The organism is Deinococcus apachensis DSM 19763 (assembly GCF_000381345.1).
In the GTDB taxonomy this organism is placed as follows: domain Bacteria; phylum Deinococcota; class Deinococci; order Deinococcales; family Deinococcaceae; genus Deinococcus; species Deinococcus apachensis.
In genome coordinates this window covers 11,656-35,193 of sequence record NZ_KB906401.1, presented here as the reverse complement: position 1 = coordinate 35,193, position 23,538 = coordinate 11,656, and the positions used below count along the sequence as shown (strand labels likewise).

Sequence of the window (23,538 nt, the reverse complement as noted above, 5' to 3'; positions counted from 1 at the left end):
TCCGGCGATTCCACCGGGCCAGTCGGGGAATGTCGCCAGCTCCGGCCCCTTGCAGGTGGGTCAGACCCGGCTGCTGGGGGGCAGAACAGACAAAGGCCGCGCCTTCAGGGCCGAGTTGATGTTGAGGCTGCTGTCGGCAGAGGAGCGGCGGGGCTTGGAGGAGCCGCTCAGGCAGAACGCGGAGGGGACACGCATCACCGCCGTGGTAGGCGGCACGATCACGGGACCGATGAACCCCACATCCCGGCGGTGGCGACCGCGGGGCAGCAAACGTTCGTGACCGTGCTTCCCAATCCCTCCGTGGACGACCTCGTGGAACACCGAGGCCGGAGCTGACGACGAATTGGCCTTCTGCTTCCTGTTGCCTGATCCGGGTGGGCGCAGCTTCAGCGGGCTCTCGCTGCGATTGCGGGAGGAGGGCGAAACCTACAGCGTCACGGGCACCGTGGGCGGCCAGGACAACGAGCGGGAGTAGAAGTTAAGCGTCCTGCGTGCTGCATATGCCCCGCTGTTCAGCGCCGGAGAGTGCAGCCTGACCGGCGTTGAGCAGATAGAGGAGGGCTGCCCGATCGGACGGGGCGGCTCCCCTCCCGCCCTACCGCCGACCCTTCCTCCTGACCTTCTGCCCGGGCACCGTCGCCTGCTTGAACTCCTTGCCCTGGAGTTTCGCCTCGATGGCGCGAATCTGGTCGCGCAGACTGGCCGCCCGCTCGAAGTCGAGGTCCTCGGACGCCTGCCACATGTCGAGTTCCAGGTCGGTGAGCTGCGCGGTCAGCGCGTCGCGGTCGTCGCCGACCGTCTCGGAGCTGATCTCGCCCTCGACCTCCTCGCCGCGGATCACGTTGCGGACGCCCTTGACCACGGTGGTCGGCGTGATGCCGTGCTCCTCGTTGAAGGCGATCTGCTTCTCGCGGCGGCGCCGGGTCTCCTCCATCGCGGATTCCATCGCCGGGGTCATGGTGTCGCCGTACAGCACGACCTCGCCGTTCACGTTGCGGGCCGCGCGGCCGATGGTCTGGATCAGCGCCCGTTCGCTTCGCAGGAAGCCCGGCTTGTCGGCGTCGAGGATGGCGACGAGCGAGACCTCCGGCAGGTCCAGCCCCTCGCGCAGCAGGTTGATGCCGACCAGCACGTCGTAGTGCCCCAATCTCAGGTCGCGGATGATGACCTGGCGCTCCACCGAGTCGATGTCCGAGTGCATATACCGCGCCTTGACGCCCTTTTCGAGCAGGTACTCGGTGAGGTCCTCCGACATCCGCTTGGTGAGGGTGGTGACGAGGGTGCGTTCGCCCTTGTTCGCCCGCTCGCGCACCCGCCCCAGCAGGTCCTCGATCTGGCCCTGAATGGGCCGCACGGTGACGGGTGGGTCCACCAGACCGGTCGGACGGATGATCTGATCGGCCACCGAGTCGCTGACCTCGCGCTCGAAGGGGCCGGGGGTGGCGGAGACGAACACGGTCTGCCCGGTCTTGCTCAGGAACTCGTCGAAGTTCAGGGGGCGGTTGTCCATCGCCGAGGGCAGGCGGAAGCCGTAGTCCACCAGCGTCTGTTTGCGCGCCCGGTCCCCGTTCGCCATCCCGCCGATCTGCGGCACCGTCACGTGCGACTCGTCGATAAAGGTGATGAAGTCGTCCGGGAAGTAGTCGAGCATGGTGTACGGCGTAGCCCCCGGCGTCCGCCCGTCGATGTGCCGCGAGTAGTTCTCGATGCCCGAGCAGTAGCCCAGCACCTTGAGCATCTCCAGGTCGTAGAGGGTGCGCTCCTTGAGCCGCTGCGCTTCGAGCAGCTTGCCGACCGACTTGAAGTAGTCCAGCCGCTGGTCCAGCTCCTCCTGGATCGTCACAATGGCCCGCTCGATGTTCCCCGCGCTGGAGACGTAGTGCTTGGCGGGGTAGACGATGGTGGCGTCCAGATCGCCCAGCTTGTCTCCGGTCATGGGATGCACGACCTGGATACGGTCCACGTCGTCGCCCCACAGCTCGATTCTCAGCGGCTGCTCGTCGTAGCTCGGCCAGACCTCGACGGTGTCCCCCTTCGCGCGGAAGCGGCCCGGCGCCATCTCAATGTCGTTGCGCTCGTACTGCATGGTGACCAGGCGGCCCAAGATCTCGTCGCGCCCCACCTTCTCGCCGACCTTGAGGATGAGGTTCAGCGCGCGGTACTCGGCGGGGTCGCCCAAGCCGTAGATGCACGACACCGAGGCGACCACAATGGTGTCCCGCCGGGTGAGCAGGCTGCGCGTCGTGGAGTGCCGCAGACGCTCGATCTCCTGGTTGATGGAGGCGTCCTTCTCGATAAACAGGTCCTTGCCGGGCACGTACGCTTCGGGCTGGTAGTAGTCGTAGTACGAGATGAAGAACTCCACCGCCGCGTCGGGGAAGAACTCGCGGAACTCGGAGGCGAGCTGGGCGGTGAGGATTTTGTTAGGGGCCATGATGAGGGCGGGGCGGCCTGTTTCCTCGATGACCTTCGCCATAGAGTACGTTTTTCCCGTACCTGTGGCCCCTAATAGTGTCTGAAACCGAAGGCCCGACCCCAGCCCATCCACCAGACTGCGAATGGCGGTCGGCTGGTCTCCGGACGGTTTGAAGTCGGACTGGACCCGTAGCATCCTACTATTTTACGCCGGGGACGTAAGGGGAAGGTAAGCGGGATGGCGGACTACCCTCCTACCATGCCCTTCACGTCCCGCTAACTGGAATTGCTGGCGCAGAGTTGCTACGGCAGTTCACGTGGGACCTGGAGCGGATGCGCCCGGAAGGGCCAGGGGAGTACAACTGGTTCAAGGGAGCGGGCCATTACCCGGATGAGGCCCTGCCGCCCTATGAACTGGTCTGGCGTGAAATCTGGATCAGGGCGACATCTACGTGGCGGTGCCTGTCTGGTGCGAGGTCGTGGCGAAGTTCGGTGGCCGGAGCCACGGGCCGCTGCTGGGTCTCCTGGCCGAGATTGAACTCTCCCGCCTCCGCTTCCAGCCCCTGCTGGCCGGACGTGTTGGCGCCAGGACCATCGCTGCTTACGAAGTCGGGCTCGCCGGGTTGCTGCCACATCTACCCGGGCAATTGCGGCTGCTCTCGGACACAACTCAGGAGGGGTTCCGGGCGGTGGAGAGCATTCTCGCGCTGTTCGCCCACGCGACGGGGCAGCCGTGGGTGGCGGGCATGTTGCGCGGGGGGCTGCCACTCGTGGACATGGCCGGGCACCTCACGCCTCAAGTGGAAAATGTCGCCCGGCGTCTGGGGCGGGACGACCTGCCGGAATCGCTGCGGACCGGGCACCGTGACTGGCGGGAACACCAGGAGAGGGTGAAGGAGGAGCCGGGGCCGGAGTTCTAATCCCGGTGCCCTAATTCTCTTCACCTCCGTCTACCCCACTCCTTGCGAGGCCCCGTCCTTCCGCTCCAGCCCCCCCTCTACCCCGCCCGCCGGAAGTCCCTCGATCAGCCGCGCCAGCCGGGCGAGTTCGACCAGGGCGACGGGGATCAGCAGGAAGTAGAGGATCAGGCTCCAACGCGCCGCGAAAAACGCGACGGGAATCAGCAGGAGGTAGCCGACGGTGGCCTCCACACCCATCTGCGTGATGCGCGAGATGATGCGGGGAGGCAGGTTCGCCTCGACCAGCCGGTGCCCCCGCGAGCAGTGCCGCCAGTTCAGCAAGAAGAGCACGGACAGGGCGGCCACGTGGGTGCCGAAGACGGTGTACGCGAGCGGCTCGCCCGGGTGTCGCCCGATCAGCGCCGCCGAGAACGGGACAAGCGCGACCACGAGCAGGGCGAGCAGGTTGAGCGCCGCGTGCGCGAAGTCCGAGCGCACGACCAGGCTGCCTCCCAGGTGATGCCCCAGCCAGAACACGCTCAGCAGCGCGAAGCTGACCACGTAGCTCGCCAGCTCCGGCCCCAGGCCGCGCAGGACGGGGAGGAGGCCGCCCGGCCCCAGCTCCTCGGGCGGGCGAACGTCAAGCACGAGCAGGGTGAGGGTGATGGCGAACACGCCGTCGAAGAGCGTGTCGAGCCGCAGGCTGGTCAGGAACCGCCGCCCCGTCATGCGCCTTCCCCACGCCGTGCCCGGCGGTCGAGCGTGACCAGGGCGAGCGCGCAGAACCCCAGCATGGCCGACAGGCCCAGGACGAACCACCATGCCGCCGCCTGCCCCCAGTCGAGGGACGCGCGGTCCCGCGCCACCCCCACCAGGATGGCGACGATCCCCAGCGCCTGCGCCTGGAGCAGGACCCGCGCCGCACTCCAGCGGCCATCCCGCGCCAGGCTGAGCCCCACCACCCCGGGCAGGGTGAACAGCGCCCCCACCACCCGCGCGGTGAGCGGCGTCAGCGCCCAGGGCCACACCCCGATCAGGGTCCCGGGCCGCAGGAAGAGCAGCAGCCCGAGGGCGAGGGTGACGACCCCGGCGCAGGCCAGCAGCAGGCGCCACCCCCGCGGCAGCACGAGGTCACGCTCGTCCGGCGTGCCGGGGTCGGCCGTCCGGTTCACCCACCAGGCGGCCAGCACCAGAAAGGGCGTGGTGAAGTACAGCCCGGCCCAGGCGATGAAGCTGACGTGGCCGGGATGAAAACGGTCCCAGTGCAGCACGGTGGCGATGCCCAGCAGGCCAGCAAAGAGCCCCACCGCCGGAAAGCCCGCCGCGACGTGGTGCCAGCGTTGCCGCAGCACCTGGACGAAGAAGAGGATGCCCCCCAGGTAGGCGGCGGCGAGCATCATGGCCGTCATCGGGGGCCGGATGGTCCAGGCGAAGAGCCGCTCGGTGTCCCCCGGCGCGGGCCAGAAGAACAGCAGCGCGAAGGCGACGATCAGGAAGGGCAGCACGAACGCGGCGAGCCGCCGTGTGGCGGGCCGCACCCGGTCGTCACGGGGATGGGGCAGGGACGGGGAGGGCTGGGCTCGGATCATGGGGCTCTCCTGGGGCCGCATTCGGCCCGCTCAGGGCATACGCGACGGCCTCCGCGGCGCTCAGCTCGTGCCCGGCAGCTTCCTCGGCCGCGAAGGTTGCCGCCGCCCCCGAACGCAGGGCGTCCACCGCGCCCTGGTAGAAGGCGGCGTTGGGGTTGTGGATTAGGCCGGTCTGCTCGCGCAGGGCGCGCGAGGCGCCCAGCAGCCGGGCCGTTCGCCCCACGTCCCCCTGCCCCGCCGCCACGGCGAGCAGGCCCTCCAGGCCGTAGGCCACGCCCTCATCGTGATGCAGCCGCGCGGAGAGGGCGAGCCCGGCGGCGAAATGCTCCCGGGCCTCGTCCGGGCGGTTCAGGAGCAGGGAGGTCCAGCCGACGTGGTTCTCGGCGATGGCGAGGCCGAGGTCGTCCCCCGCGCCCCGGGCGAGGGTCAGGCTCTCCCCGAAGCGGGCGTGGGCCTCCCCGACCCCCCCGGCGGCGAGGGCGGCGCGGCCCAGCGTCACGAGGGCCATCGCCTCGCCCCAGGGGTCGTGGGCCTGGCGGAAGAACGCCAGGCTGTCCCCGAAGGCCGCCGCCGCCCCCGCCGGGTCCGGCGGGAGGGCCGTGCCCAGCGCCAGCCCCAGCGACAGGGATGCCAGGCCCGCCCCCCAGGGGTCGTCTCCCGCACGGAACAGCGCAGCGCTCTCGGCCAAGTCGGGTGCGAGGGGCTTCGCCTCCGCCTGCCAGAAGGTGATCGTGCGCGCGTAGTACAGCGCCCGCGCCCGGGCGAGGTCGGGCAGGGGCCTGCCCGAGGTCAGCACCTCCTCCATCCAGGCCCGGACCTCGGTGAGGTGCCCGGCGATCCACCAGTACATGTACAGGTCCCAGGCGAGGCCCGCGGCCCCCGCGGCATCACCCGTGTCCAGGTCGTGCCGCACCGCGGCGCGCAGGTTGTCGTGCGCGAAGTCCAGCCGCGAGAGCCACCCCGCCTGGGTGGGGCCACGCAGCTCGGGCCGGGCGCGGGCGGCGAGGGCGTGGTAGTAGGCCGCGTGGCGGGCGCTCAGCGTCTCCAGGTTGCCACTGGCGGTCAGCAATTCCCGGGCGTACTCGCGCACGGTGGCGAGCATCGTGAAGCACGGCTCCTCCTCGCGCGGCTCCTGCCCCACCAGGCTGCCGTCCACCAGGGCCTCCAGGCTGCCCAGCACGTCGGGCACCTCGGGCGTACACACCGCCTCGGCCGCCTCCAGGGTGAAGCCGCGGGCGAACACCCCCAGCCGGGTGAAAAGGTCGCGCTGCTCATCCGTCAGCAGCCGCACGCTCCAGTCGATGGCGCCCCGCAGGGTCTGCTGCCGTGCGGGCAGGTCGCGTGCCCCCCCGGTCAGCATCGGCAGGCGCTGGTCGAGCCGGGCCAGGATCGCCGCCGGGGGCAGCAGCCTTATGCGCGCCGCCGCGAGTTCCAGGGCGAGCGGCACCCCGTCGAGCGCCGCACAGATGCCCGCGACGGCCGCCGCGTTGCTTGCGGTCAGCTCGAAGTCGGGCTTGACGGCGTGGGCGCGCTCGACAAAGAGCCGCACGGCGGGCGAGGCCAGCAGCCGCGCGGGGGTGGGGCGGTGCCGGGGGTCGGGGAGCGGCAGCGGCCCCACCTCGACCTGCCGCTCCCCGCTCAGGCGCAGCGGCGAGCGGCTGGTGACCAGCACGCGCAGCCCCGGCGCGTCCGAGAGCAGGTCCGTCAGCAGCGGCGCGGCCAGAAGGACCTGCTCGAAGTTGTCGAGGACAAGCAGCAGCTCGCGGCCCTCCAGCGCCCGGCGCACGTCCTGCGCCAGCGTCGGCCCGCCGGGGTCACGCAGCCCGATCCCGCGTGCGATGGCGGGCAGGACGGCCTCCGGCTCGTGCAGCGCCGCCAGGGCCACGAAGCGGACCCCCTGCCGGAAGCGGCCCGACAGCGCCGCCGCGGCGGCCAGGGCCAGGCGGCTCTTGCCGATCCCACCCGGCCCCCACAGGGTCACCAGCCGCACGTCCGGCTCCCCGAACAGGCCCGTCACCTCCTGAATTTCCCCCTCGCGCCCCACCAGGCTGGTAAGGGGAACGGGCAGTGCCCCGACGCCCGGCTCCGGCTCGGGCGGGGGAGGGGAGGGCGCCGGAACTCCGGCGGGCAGGCTCTGCTCGTAGCGCTCGGTGAGCAGCACCGCGAGGTCGTCGGCCAGCAGCTCTCGCAGTTCCCGCGCCGAGGTGAAGGGCTTGTAGGAGGCGGCGTCATCCGCCCGGATGCGGCCCAGCAGTTCCTCCAGCCGGGCCTCGCGCGCCGGGGCGGGGGATTTGACGTAGATCAGCTTGGGCCGGTCACCGGACAGCAGGTACTCGTCCTCCAGGCCGGACACCTGTTCGCCGGGAGCCACCCAGCCGTAGCGTTCCCAGTACAGCCCCACGAACACGTGGCTCTGCGCGAGGTAGGCGCGGTACAGGTCGCGGGGCGGGTGGGGCCGCGCGCCCAGCTCGAACATGACGGGCGTGAGGCGCAGCCGCTCGATGGCCGCTCTCGCCGCCCGGCGTTCCTCCGCGAGTTCCTGGAGGGTCGAGGAGACGAACACGCGCAGCTTCTGGTCGGGGGTGCGGATGGCGGCGCTGGGAACGGGGGGCGGGGCGAGCGACGGCTGGAGGGCCGCGGTCTCGTCCGGCCCGGGTTGGTCCGGCATGGGGAGCCTCCCTGGAGCGGGGCCGACGTGCCAGGTGCCCGGCCCGCTTTGTGAAATTCATCATACTCCCCCTTGCCCGGACCTCCTCCGGTTCCCCGCCTAGGTCTGATTGCCTAAAGCCTCCCCCGCCACCGTCAGGAAGGCGCGCACGATGGGGCCGCCGCCCACCTCCTCACGCCGCCAGACCGCCACGATGTCGATGAGGGGCGCGTCGTCGACAGGCCGGTACACCACACCGGGCAGCGACAGTCGCTCGAAGAACTGGATGGGGAGAAAGACGCCCAGCCCGGCCGCCACCAGCGAGAGCAGGGTGGGAATCTCGATGGCCTCCTGCACCACGTTGGGCGTGAAGCCAGCGGAGGCGCACCAGCGCATGACCTGGTCGAAGTAGGTGGCGCGCAGGTGGCGGGGAAAGAAGACGAAGCGTTCGCCCGCAAGGTCGCCAATTCTCAGCCTGCGTTTGCGGGCCAGGGGATGCCCGGCGGGGAGGGCCGCGACGAGGGGCTGGCGCCACAGCGCCCGGGAGTCCAGTCCGGGGTCACGCACGGGCAGGAGCATCAGGCCCACGTCAATCTGCCCGCCCCGCAGCGCCGCCTCCTGCTCCTGGGCGGTGAGTTCGCGCAGGTCCACAGAGACGTTGGGGTACAGCTCGCGGAAGGACCGCACGATTTCCGGCAGCCCCCCAAAGGCGAGGCCACCCACGAAACCGACCGTCAGCCGCCCCACCTCGCCCCGGGCCGCCCGCCGGGCCCGCTCAACCGTCTGCGCCGCCTGGGCCAGCGTTGCGCGCGCCCCCTCCAGGAACTCCTGTCCCGCCGGGGTCAGTTGCACCCGCCGGGTGGTTCGCAGCACGAGGGGTACGCCGACCTCGTCCTCGAGATTGCGGATGGAGTTCGACAGCGCCTGCTGAACCACGAAGACGCGCTCGGCCGCCCGCCCGAAGTGTTCCTCCTCGGCGAGGGCGACGAAATGACGGAGGTGGCGGAGTTCCATGGCGTGATTCTCTCCGGGGAAAGGGGGTGGGGGCGGGCGTGCGCCGAGTTGCTGCGCTGGCCTTTCGGATTTTGTTGGAAGAGGAGGGCCTGAATGTGGGGCGAGAGTTCTATGCGGTGGCTGGGGCACGGTTTGCTGAGAGACACGATCTGAGGGGCCGGGCATCTTGCCCTTGTTTGCCCCCACCCCCAGCCCCTACCCCCAGAGGGGGCAGGGGAGCTTCCCGCTGCGCTCGGCAAAGGGCTCGCCCGCCCCGCCTGGGGTCGTTTCTCCTGACGAAGGTTTGACCCTGCTGTGTACCCAGCCGCGTGCCCACCGTCTCGCTGCGCGAGCAAGGCGGGTGAAGGCCGTGCGAGAACCAGCCACTTGTGGCGATTGGCCGTCCACAAGAGACAGTTTTCAAAGAGCTGAAGCTTTGGCGCTGTCACTCCTCCCTCCTTGCGGGGGAGGTTGGGTGGGGGTAGCAGCCCCAGGTTGCCCTCCTGCCCGGCCCCAGAAATACACCGAGCCTTTCCCCTCCAGTCCACTCAGCTTGCCTCCACCCCGTAGTGCAGCAGGACGGCCCCGGCCTCGAACACCTCCGCGCCCAGCAGCCGCAGCGCGAGGTCGCGGGAGAGGCCGTCGAAGAGGCGGGGGCCTTCACTCAGCACGGCGGGGTGGACCGCGAGCAGGTATTCGTCGATCAGCCCGGGCATGGCGGCCAGTTCGGCCAGGAGCGCAGGGCCGCACGACAGGAAGATGGGGCCGCCCGGCTGCTGTTTCAAGGCCAGGAGATACCCGGCCGGATCGCGGCGAATCACGGTCCGGTCCTCGGCGTCGGGCAGGGTTCTGGAGAACACCACCTTCTGCATCGCCTGTTGCAGGGCGGCGAACTCCAGGTCGGGGGGTGAAAGGTCGGCCGCGTCGTTGGGTGGCGTTCCCCAGGCGACCTCGTCCCACCAGGGCACGATGGCCTCGTACATCACTCGTCCCAGGACCCAGGTATCGGCCGCGCGGAAATGTCGGTTGAAGGCCGCCGACTCTGCCTCGCCCCAGGGGAAGGGGGTCCAGAACGTTCCCTGCGTGTTGGCAATGCGGCCGTTCAGGGTGCTTTGGGCGTGGAACACGACTTTTCGCATGGCGCCTCCTCCGACTTCAGACATCCACCAGCAGCGGTGGTCAATGGGCTCATTTTGCCCTGTTGGAAGCGGTGAATGGGTGGGCATAGACTACCGGCATGACGAAGATGCCCCCGCGTGCCGAATTGCCGCCGCAGGACCGGGAGAAGCTCAACAGCGTGGAGACCCAGGAGTGGCTCGACTCGCTCGCCTACGTGCTATCGCATGCGGGCGACGACCGTGCCGCGCAGCTTCTGGAGGAGCTGGACCACTACGCCTACTTCCACGGCGCCCCGATCCTCTTCAAGCAGAACACGCCGTACATCAACTCCATTGACGTGGACCAGCAGCCCGAGTACCCCGGCAACCTGGAGCTGGAGCGCAAGATCCGCAACGCGATCCGCTGGAACGCCGTGGCGATGGTCGTCAAGGCGAACAAGAAGAGTGACGGCATCGGCGGGCACCTCGCTACCTACGCGAGCAGCGCCGAACTGTACGAGGTGGGCTTCAACCACTTCTTCCGGGGGCACGGGGCGGGGCAGGACCGCGACCTGATCTTCTTCCAGGGGCACGCGAGCCCCGGCATCTATGCGCGCTCCTTCCTGGAGGGGCGTTTCAGCGAGGCGCAGCTCAACAACTTCCGGCGCGAGCTGAGCCCGGACGGTCCCGGCCTGAGCAGCTACCCACACCCCTGGCTGATGCCGCATTACTGGGAGTTCCCGACGGTGAGCATGGGTCTGGGACCCATCCAGGCGATCTACCAGGCCCGCTTTATCAAGTACCTGGAGAACCGGGGCCTGAAGCCGAAAGGGAACGCCAAGGTCTGGGCCTTCCTGGGCGACGGTGAGATGGACGAGCCGCAGTCAGTGGGGGCCCTCAGATTCGCTGCCTACGAGAACCTTGACAACATCGTGTTCGTGCTGAACGCGAACCTTCAGCGGCTGGACGGCCCGGTGCGCGCCAATTCCAAGGTGATTCAGGAGTTCGAGGCGCTGTTCCGCGGCGCGGGCTGGAACGTCATCAAGGTCGTGTGGGACTCGAAGTGGGACGAGCTGCTGGCCCGCGATTACAACGGCGAGATCGTCAAGCGCTTCGAGGCGCTGGTGGACGGCGAGTCGCAGCGGTACGCGGCCTTCGGTGGCAAGGAGCTGCGCGAGAAGTTTTTCAACACGCCGGAACTCCAGAAGCTCATCGAGGGCTGGACGGACGCAGACCTCGAACTCCTCAACCGCGGCGGGCATGATGTGCGGAAGGTTTACGCGGCCTACAAGGCGGCCACTGAACATACGGGCAGCCCGACCGTCATCATCGCCCGCACGGTGAAGGGCTACGGCCTGGGCGAGACGGCGCAGGCGCGCAACGTGGCCCACCAGGTCAAGAAGCTGGAGTTCGGGGCGCTGAAGAACCTGCGTGACCTGCTGGAGCTGCCGCTCACCGACGATCAGGTCGAGCACCTAGACTTCTACAACCCTGGCCCCGACTCGCCCGAGATCAAGTACATGCTCGAACGGCGCCAGGCACTCGGCGGCTTCGTGCCCGAGCGAATCGTGGACTACCCCCGTCCCACCGTCCCGACCGGTGAGTTCTACGAGGAGTTCGCGGCGGGCAGCAAGGGCCGAGCGGTGAGCACCACGATGGCCGCCGTGCAGATCATGAGCAAGCTGCTGCGTGACAAGGAGATCGGCAAGCTGATCGTCCCCATTGTGCCCGACGAGGCGCGGACCTTCGGCATGGACGCGCTCGTGCCCCGCATCGGCATTTACTCGCCGCGCGGGCAGACCTACCAGCCGGTCGACTTCGGCTCGCTGATGGCCTACAAGGAGAGTACCGACGGGCAGATGCTCGAAGAGGGCATCACGGAAGACGGCGCGATGGCCTCGTGGATCGCCGCCGCGACGAGCTACGCGAACCACGGCGTGCCGACCATCCCCTTCTACGTCTTCTACTCCATGTTCGGCATGCAGCGCATCGGTGACCTGGTGTGGGCGGCCGGGGACCAGCGGGCGCGCGGCTTCCTCTTCGGGGCGACGGCAGGCCGCACGACGCTGGCGGGCGAGGGCCTCCAGCACCAGGATGGCAACTCTCTTCTCCAGGCGTATGTGGTGCCCACCCTGAAGGTGTACGACCCGGCCTTCGCGTACGAACTCGCGGTGATCGTGGAACACGGCATTCAGCGGATGTACGTGGACGACATCGAGGAGTTCTACTACGTCACCATCGACAACGAGAACGAGGTCCAGCCCCCCATGCCGGAGGGCCGCAGCCACGACGAGATCCGGGAGGGGATCATCCGGGGCATGTACCGCTTCCAGGCGAGTGAGAACACGAAGGCCAAGCTCCGGGCGCAGCTCCTCGCCAGTGGCCCCGCCATGGGGGCAGCGCTGGAGGCCGTGAAGATGCTGGAGGGCTACGGCGTGGCGGCGGACGTGTGGTCGGTCACGAGCTACAAGGAACTCCACCAGGACGCCCTGCTGACCCAGCGGCGCAATATGCTGCACCCCACCGAGGAGCCGAAGGTCAGCTACGTCGCCTCGCAACTGGACGAGAAGAACGCGCCCGGCGTGCTGGTCTCGGTCAGCGACTACGTGAAGCTCGGGGCGGACGGGCTGAACGGGCACCTGAGCCGCAAGGTCTGGACGCTTGGCACGGACGGCTGGGGCCGCTCGGAGGCCCGCGAGGAACTGCGCGACTTCTTCGAGGTGGACGCGCGGCATGTGGTCCTCGCCACCCTGTACGCCCTTCAGCGCGACGGGAAGGTGAAAGGGGACGTGGTGGCGAAGGCCATTGCGGACCTGGGCATCGACCCGGAGCGGGAAGCGCCGGTCCTGCGTTAAGCCTTCAGCCATCAGCGTTCAGCGGTCAGCCGCCTATGCTGATGGCTGAAAGCTGACGGCCCTTCATTCACATCAAGGAGCGCCCCGCATGCCCACTGAACTGAAACTCCCCGACGTGGGGGACAACATCGAGCAGGGAACAGTCGTCACCGTGCTCGTCAAGCCCGGCGACAGCGTGGCCGAGGGCCAACCCATCATTGAGATCGAGACGGACAAGGCCGTGGTCGAGGTGCCCGCCACGAGTGGTGGCACGGTCGAGGCCGTGGGAGTCAAGGTGGGTGACACTGTGCCCGTGGGCGGAACGATCCTGACGCTGGCGGGGGGTGGGGACACGGCCTCCACCGCCTCCAACACCGGCCAGGAGCAGACGCCCTCGCCCGGGATGCCCGCGGCTGAGCCCGACAGCCCGACGGTGGCCGACGATCCGGGAACCGCCAACCGGGTCGCCCAGGCCCAGGTGGAGTCCCAGAAGGTGCAGGCGGGAACCTCCGACGGAAGCGGCGTGGCGTCCGCTCCTGCCCAGCCGGGCACCTCGACGGGCGGCGCCCAGGTCACCCTCCCCGACGTAGGGGACAACATCGAGCAGGGAACGGTCGTCACGGTGCTCGTGAAGGCTGGCGACACGATCAGCGAGGGCCAGCCCGTCATCGAGATCGAGACGGACAAGGCGGTCGTCGAGGTTCCGGCGAACGCCTCGGGCACCGTGCAGGACGTGGCGGTGAAGGTGGGCGACACGGTGAAGGTCGGCGGCGTGATTCTGACGCTCGGCGGTGGACAGCAGCCAGCGGCGAGCGCCCAGCCCAGCGCGGCTCCGCAACCTCAGCCGTCCCAGCCCGCCCCGGCTCCCACTTCGCAGGACAACTTCCCGGTCGATACTCTGTCCACCCAGCGGCCCACCGCGCCACGTGAGACGCAACTCACCCCGCAGGAGGCGCAGCCCGCGACCCAGGTGCCGGGTGCCCAGCGGCCGTACAACACCCAGGCGTATGACAACCGCCTGCTGATCCCCGCTGCGCCGAGCGTGCGTCGCCTGGCCCGCGAACTGCATGTGGACATCCACGACGTGCACGGCACCGGGATCGCCGGACGCATCAGCGAGGAAGATGTGCGCCGGACGGCGGGCACACCGAGCGTGCAGGCCCCGGCGGCCCAACCCACGCCCGCCGCTGCCCCCACCCCGACTCCGGCCCCTGCCGCCACCCCGGCTGCCGCCCCCCTCCCCAACTTCGAGCGATGGGGTACGGTGCGCCGCGAGGACATGAGCGGCATCCGCAAGGCGACGGTGCGCTCCATGACCCAGTCGTGGACGACCATTCCCATGGTCACGCACTTCGACAAGGCGGACGTGACCCGGATGGAGGAGACGCGCAAGCAATTCGGTGCCCGGGTCGAGAAGGCGGGCGGCAAGCTCACCATGACCCACATCCTGATGAAGGTCGTGGCCAATGCCCTGCGGAAGTACCCCAAGTTCGGCGCCTCGCTCGACCTGGAAAACCAGCAGGTCATCTACAAGGACTACGTGAACCTGGGCGTGGCAGTCGATACGCCGCAAGGCCTCCTGGTGCCCGTGCTCAAGGACGCCGACCGCAAGAGCATCACCGAGATCGTGCTGGAGCTGAACGAACTGGCGGGCAAGGCGCGCGAGCGCAAACTCAAGCCCGACGAGATGCAGGGGGCGACCTTCACCATCTCCAACCTCGGCGGCATCGGCGGGTACGGCTTCACACCCATCGTGAACGCGCCGGAAGTCGCCATCCTGGGCGTCTCGCGTGGCGGCTTCGAGCCCGTCTGGAACAAGGAGACGGGGAGCTTCGAGCCGCGCAACATGCTGCCCCTGAGCCTGACCTACGATCACCGCCTGATCGACGGTGCGGACGCCGCGCGCTTCCTCCGGTACATCTGCGAGGCGTTGGAGGACCCCTTCCTGATCTCGCTGTAACGGGCCGGGAACTCCAGCGAAAACCCCCACCGCTAAGGTGGGGGTTTTCGCATACCTGAGGGGACCTACAGCCGGTCGTGGTTCTCGGCCTCGCCCGCGACCTCGTTCTGAAGCTCAGCGGGAGCACCTGCGGGAAGGTCGCCGGGGCGGTCACGGAAGTGGGGCGGCTCCTTCTCGCTGGGGGGGACGTAGCCGGGGTTCTGGTCCACGCCGGGGCGCAAGCCCACCCCCGCCTCGCCCGCTGCCAGACTGGTGCTCTCGGTGCCCAGCCCGCCCGCCACGGTGATGCCGCTGCCGAGCGTGGTGTCCTGCACGCCGATGCCCGCCACCGTCTCGGCGCCCGCGAACTCGGGGGCCTGAGGTGCGTGCTCCATCGCCGCCGGGTCGCGGGTGGCAAGGCGGTCAAACTGACCGGTGACCTCCCGGGGGTCCTGTGCTTCCACCGGCTGGTACTTGCCGTGGTCGGCGCTGCCCGTCCGGTCCTCAGCGGGCGTGGTTGTGTAGTGCTCCTCGTGAACGTCCTTGGGGTCCGGCGTCTGGAAGCCGGTCTTGTAGTCGGGCGTGCGCGTCAGCTCGTTGATCTGCGTCCCGTCCGCGGGCGCGTTGTCGGGGCGGCCGTCCCGGTCCCTGCGATGGTCACTCATGCTCCAGTCTCCCGCGTGGGGGAGAGCGGCGCATTCCGGGTTCCTTCAGCGTCCTGGGTCGTCCCGCTCAGAATCTCCAGCACCGCCGCGTGGCCCTCCTCGCGGGCCAGGGCCGCCGCGTTCCGCCCGTCCCCGGTGGTCGCTGCCGGGTCAGCCCCCGCCGCGAGGAGCGCCTCCACCAGCGCCACATTTCCGTTCTGCGCCGCGCTCATCAGCGGGGTAAAGCCGCCGTGCTGGGCCGCGTTCACATCTGCCCCCGCTGCCAGCAGCCGCAGGGCCAGGGCCGTGTGGTTGCCCGCGGCGGCAGAGTGGAGGGGTTGGACGTGCATGGCGTTCGTGCTGGGCCGGTTCACGTCGGCTCCGCGAGCGAGAAGTTCGGTGGCGACCTCCTCCCGCCCGAAGAAGGCGGCCAGGCCGAGCGGGCTGAAGCCATCCGGGCTGGTGGCGTTCACGAGGTCAGCATTAGCCTGCAGATGATCAAGCAGTGGGGCCAGTTCTCCCGTCGCGGCGGCCTCAAACACGCTGAGCGGCGCTCCCGCCCCGATCAGGAAACGCATGATCTCCGGGCGCCCGTAATACGTGGCGAACAGGACCGGGGAGAGGCCGGTGGGGCTGACGGCCTCCAGCAACTCCAGCTGGGCCGAGACCAGGAGGCGCACCCCCTCCAGATTGTTCGCGTGAATGGCGGCGAAAAGATCGTTGGTGGCGTCGCTGGTCATGGGTCCATGCTAGTGGCGCCGTCCGTCCTCGACTTCTCCAATCCTGCGCGCCCGGCCCGGGGTCTGGCCGTGCCAGCGGGCGTAGGCCGCCGTGAAGGTCGTCACGCTTGTGTAGCCGACCCGCCAGGTGACCTCCGCCACGGGCAAGTCCTCCTCTTTCAGCAACCGGCGCGCCTCGGCCATGCGGCGGCGGGTGACGGTGGCGAGGGGCGTCTCCCCGAAGAGCCGGGCGTAGCCGCGGGCCATGTGGGCCGGGCTCAGCCCGCTCGCCCGCGCCGCGTCCCCCAGCCCCACCGGGCCGAGGGCGAGGGCGTCGAGCGTATCCCGAGCCAGGAAGAGCCGCCGCGCGAGTTCGGCCCGCCTCGCGGGGGAAAGGGCCGGAAGCTCGTCCGCCGCCCGCCACGCCTCCCGGTCCTCGCCCACCAGCAGATCGAGCAGCCGCAGGGCCAGGGTGTCGAGCGCGAGGGGGTCCAGCGTGCGGGCCTCATGCCGGGTCCGCAGCGTCTCCAGCAGCGTCCAGACAGGCGGGGGCGGGGTCAGCGTCCGTTCCAGAAAGCGCAGGTGAGTCCCCGCGTCCTCGGCCAGCGGGGCGAGGTTCAGGACACCCGGGTTCAGGAAGACGCAGAAGGACCGCGTGCCGGGCTCGACCTCCACCCGGTAGGGGGTGCCGTCATTCAGGAGCAGTGCCTGCTCGCCGCCAACGCGGTGCCGGGCGTCCCCGGTCCGGTAGTGCGCCGTGCCACGCATCGTCTTCATGGACAGCGCCCCGGACGCCGACTCGCCCGCGTACCCGAACGATTCCTCGTTCAGCAGGCGGGCGAGCGGCATGGGCATGGCTAACGGGCGCGGACGACCATGGCGATGCCCATGCCGCCCCCGATGCACAGGCTGGCGACCCCCGTCTCCTGGCCCGAGCGCCGCAGGGCGTGGACCAGCGTCACGAGCACCCGGGCACCCGACGCCCCGATGGGGTGCCCCAGCGCAATCGCCCCGCCCGTCACGTTCACCTGCGCGGGGTCCACCCCCAGGTCCCGCACCACGGCGAGGCTCTGCGCGGCAAAGGCTTCGTTGAGTTCGAACAGGTTCACGTCCGACACCTTCATCCCGGCCCGTTCCAGCGCCACAGGAACCGCCTTGGCTGGGCCGATCCCCATGACGCGCGGGTCCACCCCAATGGCCGCGTAGCTCGTGATCTCGGCGAGGATAGGGAGGCCGTTCGCCCTCGCGTACTCCTCGGTGCTGATCGCCAGCATTGCCGCGCCGTCGTTCAGGCCGCTCGCGTTCCCGGCGGTCACAGTGCCGTCCTTCTTGAAGGCGGGCTTGAGTTTGGCGAGCGCCTCCGGCGTGGTGCCGGGCCGCACATGCTCGTCCCGCTCGAAGAGGGTCGGTCCCTTCTTGCCCGGCACCTCCACGGGCACGACCTCGTCTGCGAAGGCGCCGGAGTCGATGGCCGACGCCGCCCGGCGCTGGCTCTCCACCGCGAAGGCGTCCTGTTCCTCGCGCGACAGGTTCCACTGCTCAGCGATGTTCTCGGCGGTGATGCCCATGTGAACGTCGTGGAACACGTCGGTCAGGCCATCCGACAGGATGGAGTCGAGCGCCTGCGCGTGGCCCAGGCGGTAGCCCTGCCGGGCCCGGGGAAGCAGGTAGGGTGCCCGGCTCATGCTCTCGGTGCCGCCCGCCAGGTACAGCTTCCCGTCCCCCGAGCGCAGGCCCTGCACCGCGCTCACGACGGCCTGGAGGCCCGAGCCGCACACCCGGTTCACCGTCTGTCCGGGCACATGCTGGGGCAGACCCGATTTGATGGCGATCTGCCGCGCCACGTTCATGCCCTGGCCCGCCTGAAGGACGTTTCCGACGATGACGTCCGCGACCTCCTCGGCGTTGACGCCTTCCAGCACCGCTTTCGCCGCCGTCACCCCCAGATCGACGGAACTGACTTCAGCGAGAGAGCCCATGAAGGTTCCAATCGGCGTGCGCCGTGCCGCCGTGATGACCAGAGTTTCCATGCCCGCAATCTAACGTGTGGGTGTAACGGCCCCCGGTCTGTCCCCGTTCCCAGAACGCAGCGGCCCGGTACGCTGCCCCCATGACCCGCCCCACCCCGGAGACGCGCGCCGCCTACCCCTACCACCACCCCATGCCGACCCGCTGGGCGGACAACGACGTGTATGGGCATGTCAACAACGTCACCTACTACGCCTATTTCGACACGGCGGTGAACGCCTACCTGGCCTCGCGCGGTGTCCTCGACGTGCAGGCGGGGACGGTGATCGGCCTGGTGGTGGAGACGGGCTGCGCTTTCTTCGCCCCCGCCGCCTTTCCCGAATTGCTCAGCGTGGGCGTGCGGGTGGCTCATCTGGGCCGAAGCAGCGTGCGTTACGAACTCGCCGTCTTCCGGGAGGGGGAGGAGAGGGCCGGTGCCCAGGGCCACTTCGTTCACGTATACGTGGACCGGGGGACCCGCCGCCCGGTGCCCCTGCCGGATGCCTTGAGGACGGTACTGGAGGACCTGCGCCCCGCCGCCGGGAGGTAATGGGCTGGTAATGGGCCGTCAACTTTGGTCTGTCAAGGAGCCCTTCCTCCTGGCGGTGCTTGCAGCAGCCTGACAGTGACAGACCGTTCTTGACGGCCCAGTAACGACCCCCTGTCATGCTCGCCCTGGAGGGTCACACCACCCGCTCCCCTCCAGAGGAGACCGACCATGACTGCCCAGGCCAACACTCCCCGTGTCCTGATCGAACCCCGCGTATCACGCTTCCTGTTCGCCGATACTCGGCTGACGCCCCTGTGGACCCTGCTCCGCATCTATGTGGGCTGGCAGTGGCTCGACGCCGGGTGTCACAAGGTCACTGACCCCGCCTGGGTCGGCGGGCAGGCGGGAACCGCTATCACTGGCTTCCTGCGCGGCGCGCTGGCGAAGACGGGAGGCGAGCGCCCGTCGGTGTCCGGCTGGTACGGCCGGTTCATCGAGAACGTCGCGCTGCCCAACGCGACCCTCTTCTCCTACCTGGTGACGTTCGGTGAACTCGCCGTCGGCACCGCCCTGATCCTGGGCCTGCTGGCAGGCACCCTCTCCTGGAAGTCCCTGCTGTTCATCCTGGCGACCTGGCCAGTCCTCCGTGGCGGGTGATGGGGCCTGGACCGCCGCGCGCTGCCGCGCCTCGGAGTGTTCAGTGCACCCAGCCCTAAGCTGGAACACCGGTCACCCGCCCGAAGTCTCATTTCTTCTGCTAACCCCACCGGGGAGCGCCACCCGCCAACTCACGGCCCCGGTGGCGCCTTCCCGTGCATCTGGACGCGCCGCCGTGCCGCCCGCCACACCGCCCACATCAGCAGCGGCTGAAGCGGCAGCCGTGCCCACAGGCTCCACGCGGGCAGGGGCTCGAAGCGCTCGGCCTGTTGCGCCATGTAGACGTTGGCCGGAAAGACGGCGGCCAGCAACGCGAGCAGGCCCAGGCGGGCGGCGGGACGGGTGGCGGGGTGCAGCAGGCCCAGCCCGCCCGCGATCTCCGCCGCGCCGCTCAGCAGCGTCGCCGTTCGCGCCGTGAGGGGCAGACCCGGCGGCACGATGCGGTCGAACACCTCCGGTCTCACGCAGTGCAGTACGCCAGCCCCTATGAACAGGGCGGCCAGGAGCAGCACGCCGGGGGTGGGTTCGGGAAGTTCCGGCGGTGGCCCTCCCAGCGCTCGGCGTGACAAGAGGGCCGGGCACTGGGTCCGGCCCTCCCCATGGGTGGCCTGTTCAGCCCTGTTCGGAGGCGGGAACACTGCGGGCCTCCTCCACGTCCCCGGACTCCTTGCGACAGTCGTGTTCGGTGTTGCGGGCCGCCTCGGCCTCACGGTCGTTGGCACCCTTGAAGGATGGCCGGTCATCCTTCTCGCGCTCGTGGACCTCCTGCCCGTCGCGTTTGTACTCGCCGGGCTGGCTGGTGTGGCCGCTGTTCTTGTCGTCCCTGTCTGGCATGGTGGCAGCTTCCCACGAGATGGTCCCGGCAGGGCGAGAGGAAGCCCAGCGGGCGTTGAGGGACTACCCGGTCAGGGAGAAACGTAGACATGCACCTGCGGCGCGCTCCCGTCCGGTTCGAGCCAGTCGCCGTCCACGCTGGCAACCCGCGGCCAGCCCTCAGCCTCGTACAGCCGGATGGCGGCCAGATTCCGGTGGTGGACGTCGAGGATGGCGCGTTTGCCCAGAGCTTCCGCTCCCGCCCATGCGGTGCGGAACAGCTCGCGTCCTAGACCCTGGCCGCGTCCTGCCGGGGCGACAAACAGCCGCGAGAGGATCAGGGCCTCCGGGGCCGCGAGACCCGTGGCCCTCACCCAGCCGGGCACGGGGTCGGGCACCGGGCGCAGGACGACCTGTCCCACCGCCTCGCCCCGAAGCTCGGCCACCCACTCGCCGACTGTTCCGGGCAGCGCCAGGAATGCCCGGGGGTCGGCGGGCCAGGTCGTGGGGTAGCCGTCCGCCTCGTGGACCTCTCGCATCGCCTGTTCCAGAGCAGGGAGATCCGCCCCGGTGCGCGGGCGGATCACAGGCGGGGGAGGGTCACGCCCGTCTGCTTCTGGTATTTGCCCCCGCGATCCCCGTACGTCACCTCGGGCCGCTCGCCCTCGAAGAAGAGGAGCTGGACGCAGCCCTCGAAGGCGTACATCTTGGCCGGGAGGGGCGTGGTGTTGCTGAATTCGAGGGTGACGTGCCCCTCCCAGCCGGGCTCCAGCGGGGTCACGTTGGCGACGATGCCCACGCGCGCGTACGTGCTCTTCCCCAGCGCCACCACCATCACGTTCTCGGGAATCCGCAGGTACTCGACGCTGCGGGCCAGCACGAAGGAGTTGGGCGGGATGATGATCTCGGGGGCCTGGATGTCGATGAACGCCCGCTCGTCGAAGGCCTTGGGGTCCACGATGGTGTTGCCGTGCGCGTTCGTGAACACCTTCCACTCGTCGGCGCAGCGCAGGTCGTACCCGAAGGAACTCAGGCCGTAGCTGATGACGTGCCCGTTCTCAGCGGTGCGGACGAGGCGGTCCTCGAAGGGGTCGATCATGCCCGCTCGGGCGAGTTCACGGATGCGCCAGTCCGGGAGGATGCTCATGGGCCGCATGCTAGCGGGCGTGGGGTAGCCTGTGCCCGTGAGGGTGGCGGTGATCAGCGACGTGCACGGCAACGCCTTCGCGCTGGAGGCGGTGCTGCGCGAGGTTCGTCAGGCCGACCCCGATGTGACGGTGAACCTGGGCGATCAGGTCGAGGGTTCAGCCGATCCCGCGCGGGCCGCGGCGCTCCAACTGGAGCTGGCGCGGGCAGGCGCGCTGGAGGTCCGCGGCAACAACGAGGAGAAGCTCTGGCCGGGTGGCCGCCGTTCCCCCCTTAGCCACGAGTACGGCGCTTGGCTGGAGTCGCACGTGGACCCGGAGCTGCTGGCTCGTCTCGCCGCACTGCCCCTGACCGCCCGAGCGCTGGACGGGGCGCTCTTTGCCTGCCACGGCACGCCGGAGAGTGCCTGGGACAGCCTGTTGTGGGTCTGGCAGCCGGAGGGGGAGGGGAAGGGCTTCTACCGCGCCCGGGACCCCAGGGAACTCTGCGCACTGGTCGAGCCGCTGGAGGCCGAGGTGGTGCTGTGCGGCCACACCCATCGCCCCGGCGGGACCCGGGTGGGCGACACCCTCGTCGTGAACGCGGGCGCCGTGAGCGATCAGGTGGACGGCGACCCCCGCGCCCGCTGGACCCTGCTCACCCGGGGGCGGGGCGGCTGGTCGGTCGAGTTTCGCAGCGTGCCGTACGACATCGAGGCGGCGGTGCAGTGGTCGGAGGCGCACACCCCCTTCGGTCTGGGCGAGGGGGAATTATTGCGCTCCGGCACCTTCGAGCGCCGGGGGGGATAAGGCCAGGGTGTACGCTGCCCCCATGCGCGTGGCAGCAGCGGTGGCGGCGTTGGCGCTGGGAACTTCGGCGTCCGCAGTGAGGTGTGGGGGCAGCGAAGGCCCGCCCGCCTGGATGAAGCCGGGGGTGTACCGGGGAACGGTGGGCACCCAGGCCGTCAACCTCGCCATTGGGCGGGAAGGCACGGACCTCACCGGGGCGTATTTCTACGAACGCCGGGGGGTGGATCTTCCCCTCACGCTCGGGCGGCGGGGTGAGACGCTGGTGGCGCAGGAGGAGGTCTGGTCGGGACCGGGGGCGGGCCTGAAAGTGACGGGTTGCCTGACCCTGAGCCGGGTCGGAGCGGGATTGAAAGGTCAGTGGCGCCGCCCCGACGGCGGACAACCTCTGCCCGTCACCCTCGCGCCGCTCGATGTGACGCGCCTGCCCCTGAACCTCCCCGACTCGCCGGGCCTGCGGGGGCTCCGAACCTCGGCCCCGCTCGCCTTTCTGAAACTGAATCGTCCCTGGGTCCCAGCACCGGACAGGACGAGCGTCCGGGAACCCCTGACCGGATTGACCTACCCGCGCATCCCCGGCGGCAGTGCGGCCCTGAACGCCGCACTGCAAGACCGCCAACTCCTCCACGCCGCGAACGCGCTCGACTGCCGCTCCCAGCTCGGTGACGCCCCCGCCGGAGGCGACGGGTACACGCTGACGGCCCAGGTCACCTTTCGCGGTCCCCGGCTCCTCAGCGTGGCCGAGAATGCCGGGTACTACTGCGGCGGCGCCCATCCCGATGCTTTCGACGTAGGGCTGATTCTGGACCGCATCAGTGGGCGGGAAGTGCCCATCACGGTGATCTGGCCGGGCGTAACGGCGCCTCGTTTGAACAGCCTGTACCTCGCCGGGGTGAAGGTGGGGGCGGACTGCCGCGAGGCCCTGACGGACCGCGACCCGACGTTCACGGCGAACCTCACCCCGGCGGGACTGGCCGTCACACCCACAGGGTTACCCCACGTGGCCTTCGCCTGCGCTGAGACGATCGTCCTGCCGTATGCCTCCCTGCGGGGTTGGGCCGACCCAAGGGGCGTGTACTTCCGCGACCTTTACCCGCGCTGAGGCCATACAAACGCGCCCCAGGTTGCCCCGGAGCGCGCTGAAATCCAACTTCAGCCCTTGAGCTGGCGGGTGATCTCGACCTGGCGGCGGGCCTGATGACGGATGGTGGCCTTGTCCTCCTCGCTCAGGGGCTGCCCGTTCGCGGTGATGCTGGCGCCGTAGGGGTTGCCGCCCGAGGCGAAGATCGCCGGGTCGGTGTAGCCGGGCGGCACCAGGATCGCGCCCCAGTGCATTGCGGTGATGTACAGCGTCTGGAGGGTCGTCTCCTGCCCGCCGTGGGCGTTTTGGGCGCTCGTCATGGCGCTGAAGGTCTTGTCTGCAAGCGCCCCGGTGCCCCAGAGGGGACCCAGCGTGTCGATATAGGCGCGAATCTGGCTGGCCGCTCCGCCGAAGCGGGTGGGGCTGCTGAACATGATGGCGTCCACGTTCTCCAGATCGGACAGGGTGGCCTCTGGGACGTGCGCGGTGCGCTCCTGCTGGGCTTTCCAGGCGTCCTGGCTGTTGACGACCTCCTGGGGCGCCGTCTCGCGGGCCTTCACCAGCCGGACCTCCGCCCCGGCCTCCCGCGCGGCTTCAGCGGCGACCTCGGCCATCTGGTGGTTCGTGCCGTAGGTCGAGTAGTACACGATGGTCATCCGAACCGGGGCAGGACTCGTCATGGGCCAAGGGTACGCCTCCCCACCAATTTATTCAACATTAAGCGGTTTTAAGAGACCCCGTGCCGTTCACACCCGATTCACAGAGCCTCCCCGCGCCCTTCAC

Annotated in this window: 23 protein-coding genes; 7 read left to right on the top strand and 16 right to left on the bottom strand. The window is 69.5% G+C overall.

Annotated features, from left to right (window positions below):
- Positions 1–60 precede the first annotated feature (60 nt).
- Entirely contained in the window at positions 61–195 is a 135-nt protein-coding gene (locus F784_RS27550; protein WP_281166701.1) for a hypothetical protein, read from the bottom strand.
- A 400-nt stretch (positions 196–595) separates the two neighbouring features.
- Positions 596–2,611, bottom strand: coding sequence for an excinuclease ABC subunit UvrB (gene uvrB, locus F784_RS0108505; RefSeq protein WP_026332371.1), 2,016 nt, complete (start codon positions 2,609–2,611; stop codon positions 596–598).
- A gap of 256 nt (positions 2,612–2,867) precedes the next feature.
- Between uvrB and F784_RS0108500 the strand changes: the two genes are divergently transcribed.
- Complete coding sequence (locus F784_RS0108500; RefSeq protein ID WP_019586302.1) at positions 2,868–3,335, top strand: hypothetical protein; 468 nt, start codon at positions 2,868–2,870, stop codon at positions 3,333–3,335.
- 30 nt (positions 3,336–3,365) lie between these two features.
- Here F784_RS0108500 and F784_RS0108495 read toward each other — a convergent pair whose 3' ends face one another.
- From F784_RS0108495 to F784_RS22685, 5 genes are all read right to left on the bottom strand, one after another.
- Positions 3,366–4,043, bottom strand: coding sequence for a TMEM175 family protein (locus tag F784_RS0108495; RefSeq protein WP_019586301.1), 678 nt, complete (start codon positions 4,041–4,043; stop codon positions 3,366–3,368).
- Positions 4,040–4,903 carry a hypothetical protein gene (locus tag F784_RS0108490; protein WP_019586300.1) on the bottom strand — a complete coding sequence of 288 codons (864 nt, stop codon included), beginning with the start codon at positions 4,901–4,903 and terminating at the stop codon, positions 4,040–4,042. The genes F784_RS0108495 and F784_RS0108490 overlap by 4 nt, the downstream gene beginning before the upstream one ends.
- A complete protein-coding gene (locus tag F784_RS24490) occupies positions 4,860–7,571 on the bottom strand; it encodes a DUF4062 domain-containing protein (protein ID WP_051086955.1) in 2,712 nt (903 codons plus the stop codon). The genes F784_RS0108490 and F784_RS24490 overlap by 44 nt, the downstream gene beginning before the upstream one ends.
- Before the next feature lie 99 nt (positions 7,572–7,670).
- Entirely contained in the window at positions 7,671–8,564 is an 894-nt protein-coding gene (locus tag F784_RS0108480) for a LysR family transcriptional regulator (protein WP_019586299.1), read from the bottom strand.
- Between the two features lie 527 nt (positions 8,565–9,091).
- Positions 9,092–9,682: a dihydrofolate reductase family protein gene (locus tag F784_RS22685; RefSeq protein WP_019586298.1), complete on the bottom strand. Its 591-nt coding sequence runs from the start codon at positions 9,680–9,682 to the stop codon at positions 9,092–9,094.
- A 98-nt stretch (positions 9,683–9,780) separates the two neighbouring features.
- On the opposite strand from F784_RS22685, the gene aceE reads away from it, so the two are divergent.
- Complete coding sequence (gene aceE / locus F784_RS0108470; RefSeq protein WP_019586297.1) at positions 9,781–12,495, top strand: pyruvate dehydrogenase (acetyl-transferring), homodimeric type; 2,715 nt, start codon at positions 9,781–9,783, stop codon at positions 12,493–12,495.
- A gap of 88 nt (positions 12,496–12,583) precedes the next feature.
- Positions 12,584–14,434, top strand: coding sequence for a dihydrolipoyllysine-residue acetyltransferase (gene aceF, locus F784_RS0108465; RefSeq protein ID WP_019586296.1), 1,851 nt, complete (start codon positions 12,584–12,586; stop codon positions 14,432–14,434).
- A 65-nt stretch (positions 14,435–14,499) separates the two neighbouring features.
- Here the strand turns inward: aceF and F784_RS0108460 are convergent, their stop codons facing one another.
- Genes F784_RS0108460 through F784_RS0108445 form a run of 4 tightly spaced genes read right to left on the bottom strand, consistent with a single transcriptional unit; the run spans position 14,500 to position 17,806 of the window.
- A complete protein-coding gene (locus F784_RS0108460) occupies positions 14,500–15,078 on the bottom strand; it encodes a hypothetical protein (RefSeq protein WP_019586295.1) in 579 nt (192 codons plus the stop codon).
- Entirely contained in the window at positions 15,075–15,797 is a 723-nt protein-coding gene (locus tag F784_RS22680) for an ankyrin repeat domain-containing protein (protein WP_019586294.1), read from the bottom strand. Before F784_RS22680 ends, F784_RS0108460 begins: the two co-directional genes overlap by 4 nt.
- A 9-nt stretch (positions 15,798–15,806) precedes the next feature.
- Positions 15,807–16,625, bottom strand: coding sequence for a helix-turn-helix transcriptional regulator (locus F784_RS0108450; protein ID WP_169405665.1), 819 nt, complete (start codon positions 16,623–16,625; stop codon positions 15,807–15,809).
- 8 nt (positions 16,626–16,633) lie between these two features.
- Entirely contained in the window at positions 16,634–17,806 is a 1,173-nt protein-coding gene (locus F784_RS0108445) for an acetyl-CoA C-acetyltransferase (protein ID WP_019586292.1), read from the bottom strand.
- Positions 17,807–17,886: 80 nt separating this feature from the next.
- Between F784_RS0108445 and F784_RS0108440 the strand changes: the two genes are divergently transcribed.
- Both F784_RS0108440 and F784_RS22675 read left to right on the top strand, forming a co-directional pair.
- Positions 17,887–18,333: an acyl-CoA thioesterase gene (locus F784_RS0108440; protein ID WP_019586291.1), complete on the top strand. Its 447-nt coding sequence runs from the start codon at positions 17,887–17,889 to the stop codon at positions 18,331–18,333.
- A 168-nt stretch (positions 18,334–18,501) separates the two neighbouring features.
- The gene (locus tag F784_RS22675; protein WP_019586290.1) at positions 18,502–18,930 is read left to right on the top strand and encodes a DoxX family membrane protein; all 429 of its coding nucleotides are present in this window, start codon (positions 18,502–18,504) and stop codon (positions 18,928–18,930) included.
- 131 nt (positions 18,931–19,061) lie between these two features.
- Here F784_RS22675 and F784_RS22670 read toward each other — a convergent pair whose 3' ends face one another.
- From F784_RS22670 to dcd, 4 genes are all read right to left on the bottom strand, one after another.
- Positions 19,062–19,382: a DoxX family protein gene (locus F784_RS22670; protein ID WP_342662480.1), complete on the bottom strand. Its 321-nt coding sequence runs from the start codon at positions 19,380–19,382 to the stop codon at positions 19,062–19,064.
- A gap of 160 nt (positions 19,383–19,542) precedes the next feature.
- Positions 19,543–19,764 carry a hypothetical protein gene (locus tag F784_RS0108425; RefSeq protein WP_019586288.1) on the bottom strand — a complete coding sequence of 74 codons (222 nt, stop codon included), beginning with the start codon at positions 19,762–19,764 and terminating at the stop codon, positions 19,543–19,545.
- 71 nt (positions 19,765–19,835) lie between these two features.
- Positions 19,836–20,330, bottom strand: coding sequence for a GNAT family N-acetyltransferase (locus F784_RS0108420; RefSeq protein ID WP_026332369.1), 495 nt, complete (start codon positions 20,328–20,330; stop codon positions 19,836–19,838).
- Positions 20,327–20,890: a dCTP deaminase gene (dcd, locus tag F784_RS0108415; protein ID WP_019586286.1), complete on the bottom strand. Its 564-nt coding sequence runs from the start codon at positions 20,888–20,890 to the stop codon at positions 20,327–20,329. The genes F784_RS0108420 and dcd overlap by 4 nt, the downstream gene beginning before the upstream one ends.
- 37 nt (positions 20,891–20,927) lie before the next feature.
- On the opposite strand from dcd, the gene F784_RS0108410 reads away from it, so the two are divergent.
- Both F784_RS0108410 and F784_RS0108405 read left to right on the top strand, forming a co-directional pair.
- Positions 20,928–21,677, top strand: a complete 750-nt coding sequence (locus tag F784_RS0108410; RefSeq protein WP_040382829.1) for a metallophosphoesterase family protein — start codon at positions 20,928–20,930, stop codon at positions 21,675–21,677.
- 22 nt (positions 21,678–21,699) lie between these two features.
- The gene (locus tag F784_RS0108405) at positions 21,700–22,776 is read left to right on the top strand and encodes a hypothetical protein (protein WP_245557794.1); all 1,077 of its coding nucleotides are present in this window, start codon (positions 21,700–21,702) and stop codon (positions 22,774–22,776) included.
- A 50-nt stretch (positions 22,777–22,826) separates the two neighbouring features.
- On the opposite strand, the gene wrbA is transcribed toward F784_RS0108405, so the two are convergent.
- Positions 22,827–23,435, bottom strand: a complete 609-nt coding sequence (gene wrbA, locus F784_RS0108400; protein ID WP_026332368.1) for an NAD(P)H:quinone oxidoreductase — start codon at positions 23,433–23,435, stop codon at positions 22,827–22,829.
- Between the last annotated feature and the right edge of the window lie 103 nt (positions 23,436–23,538).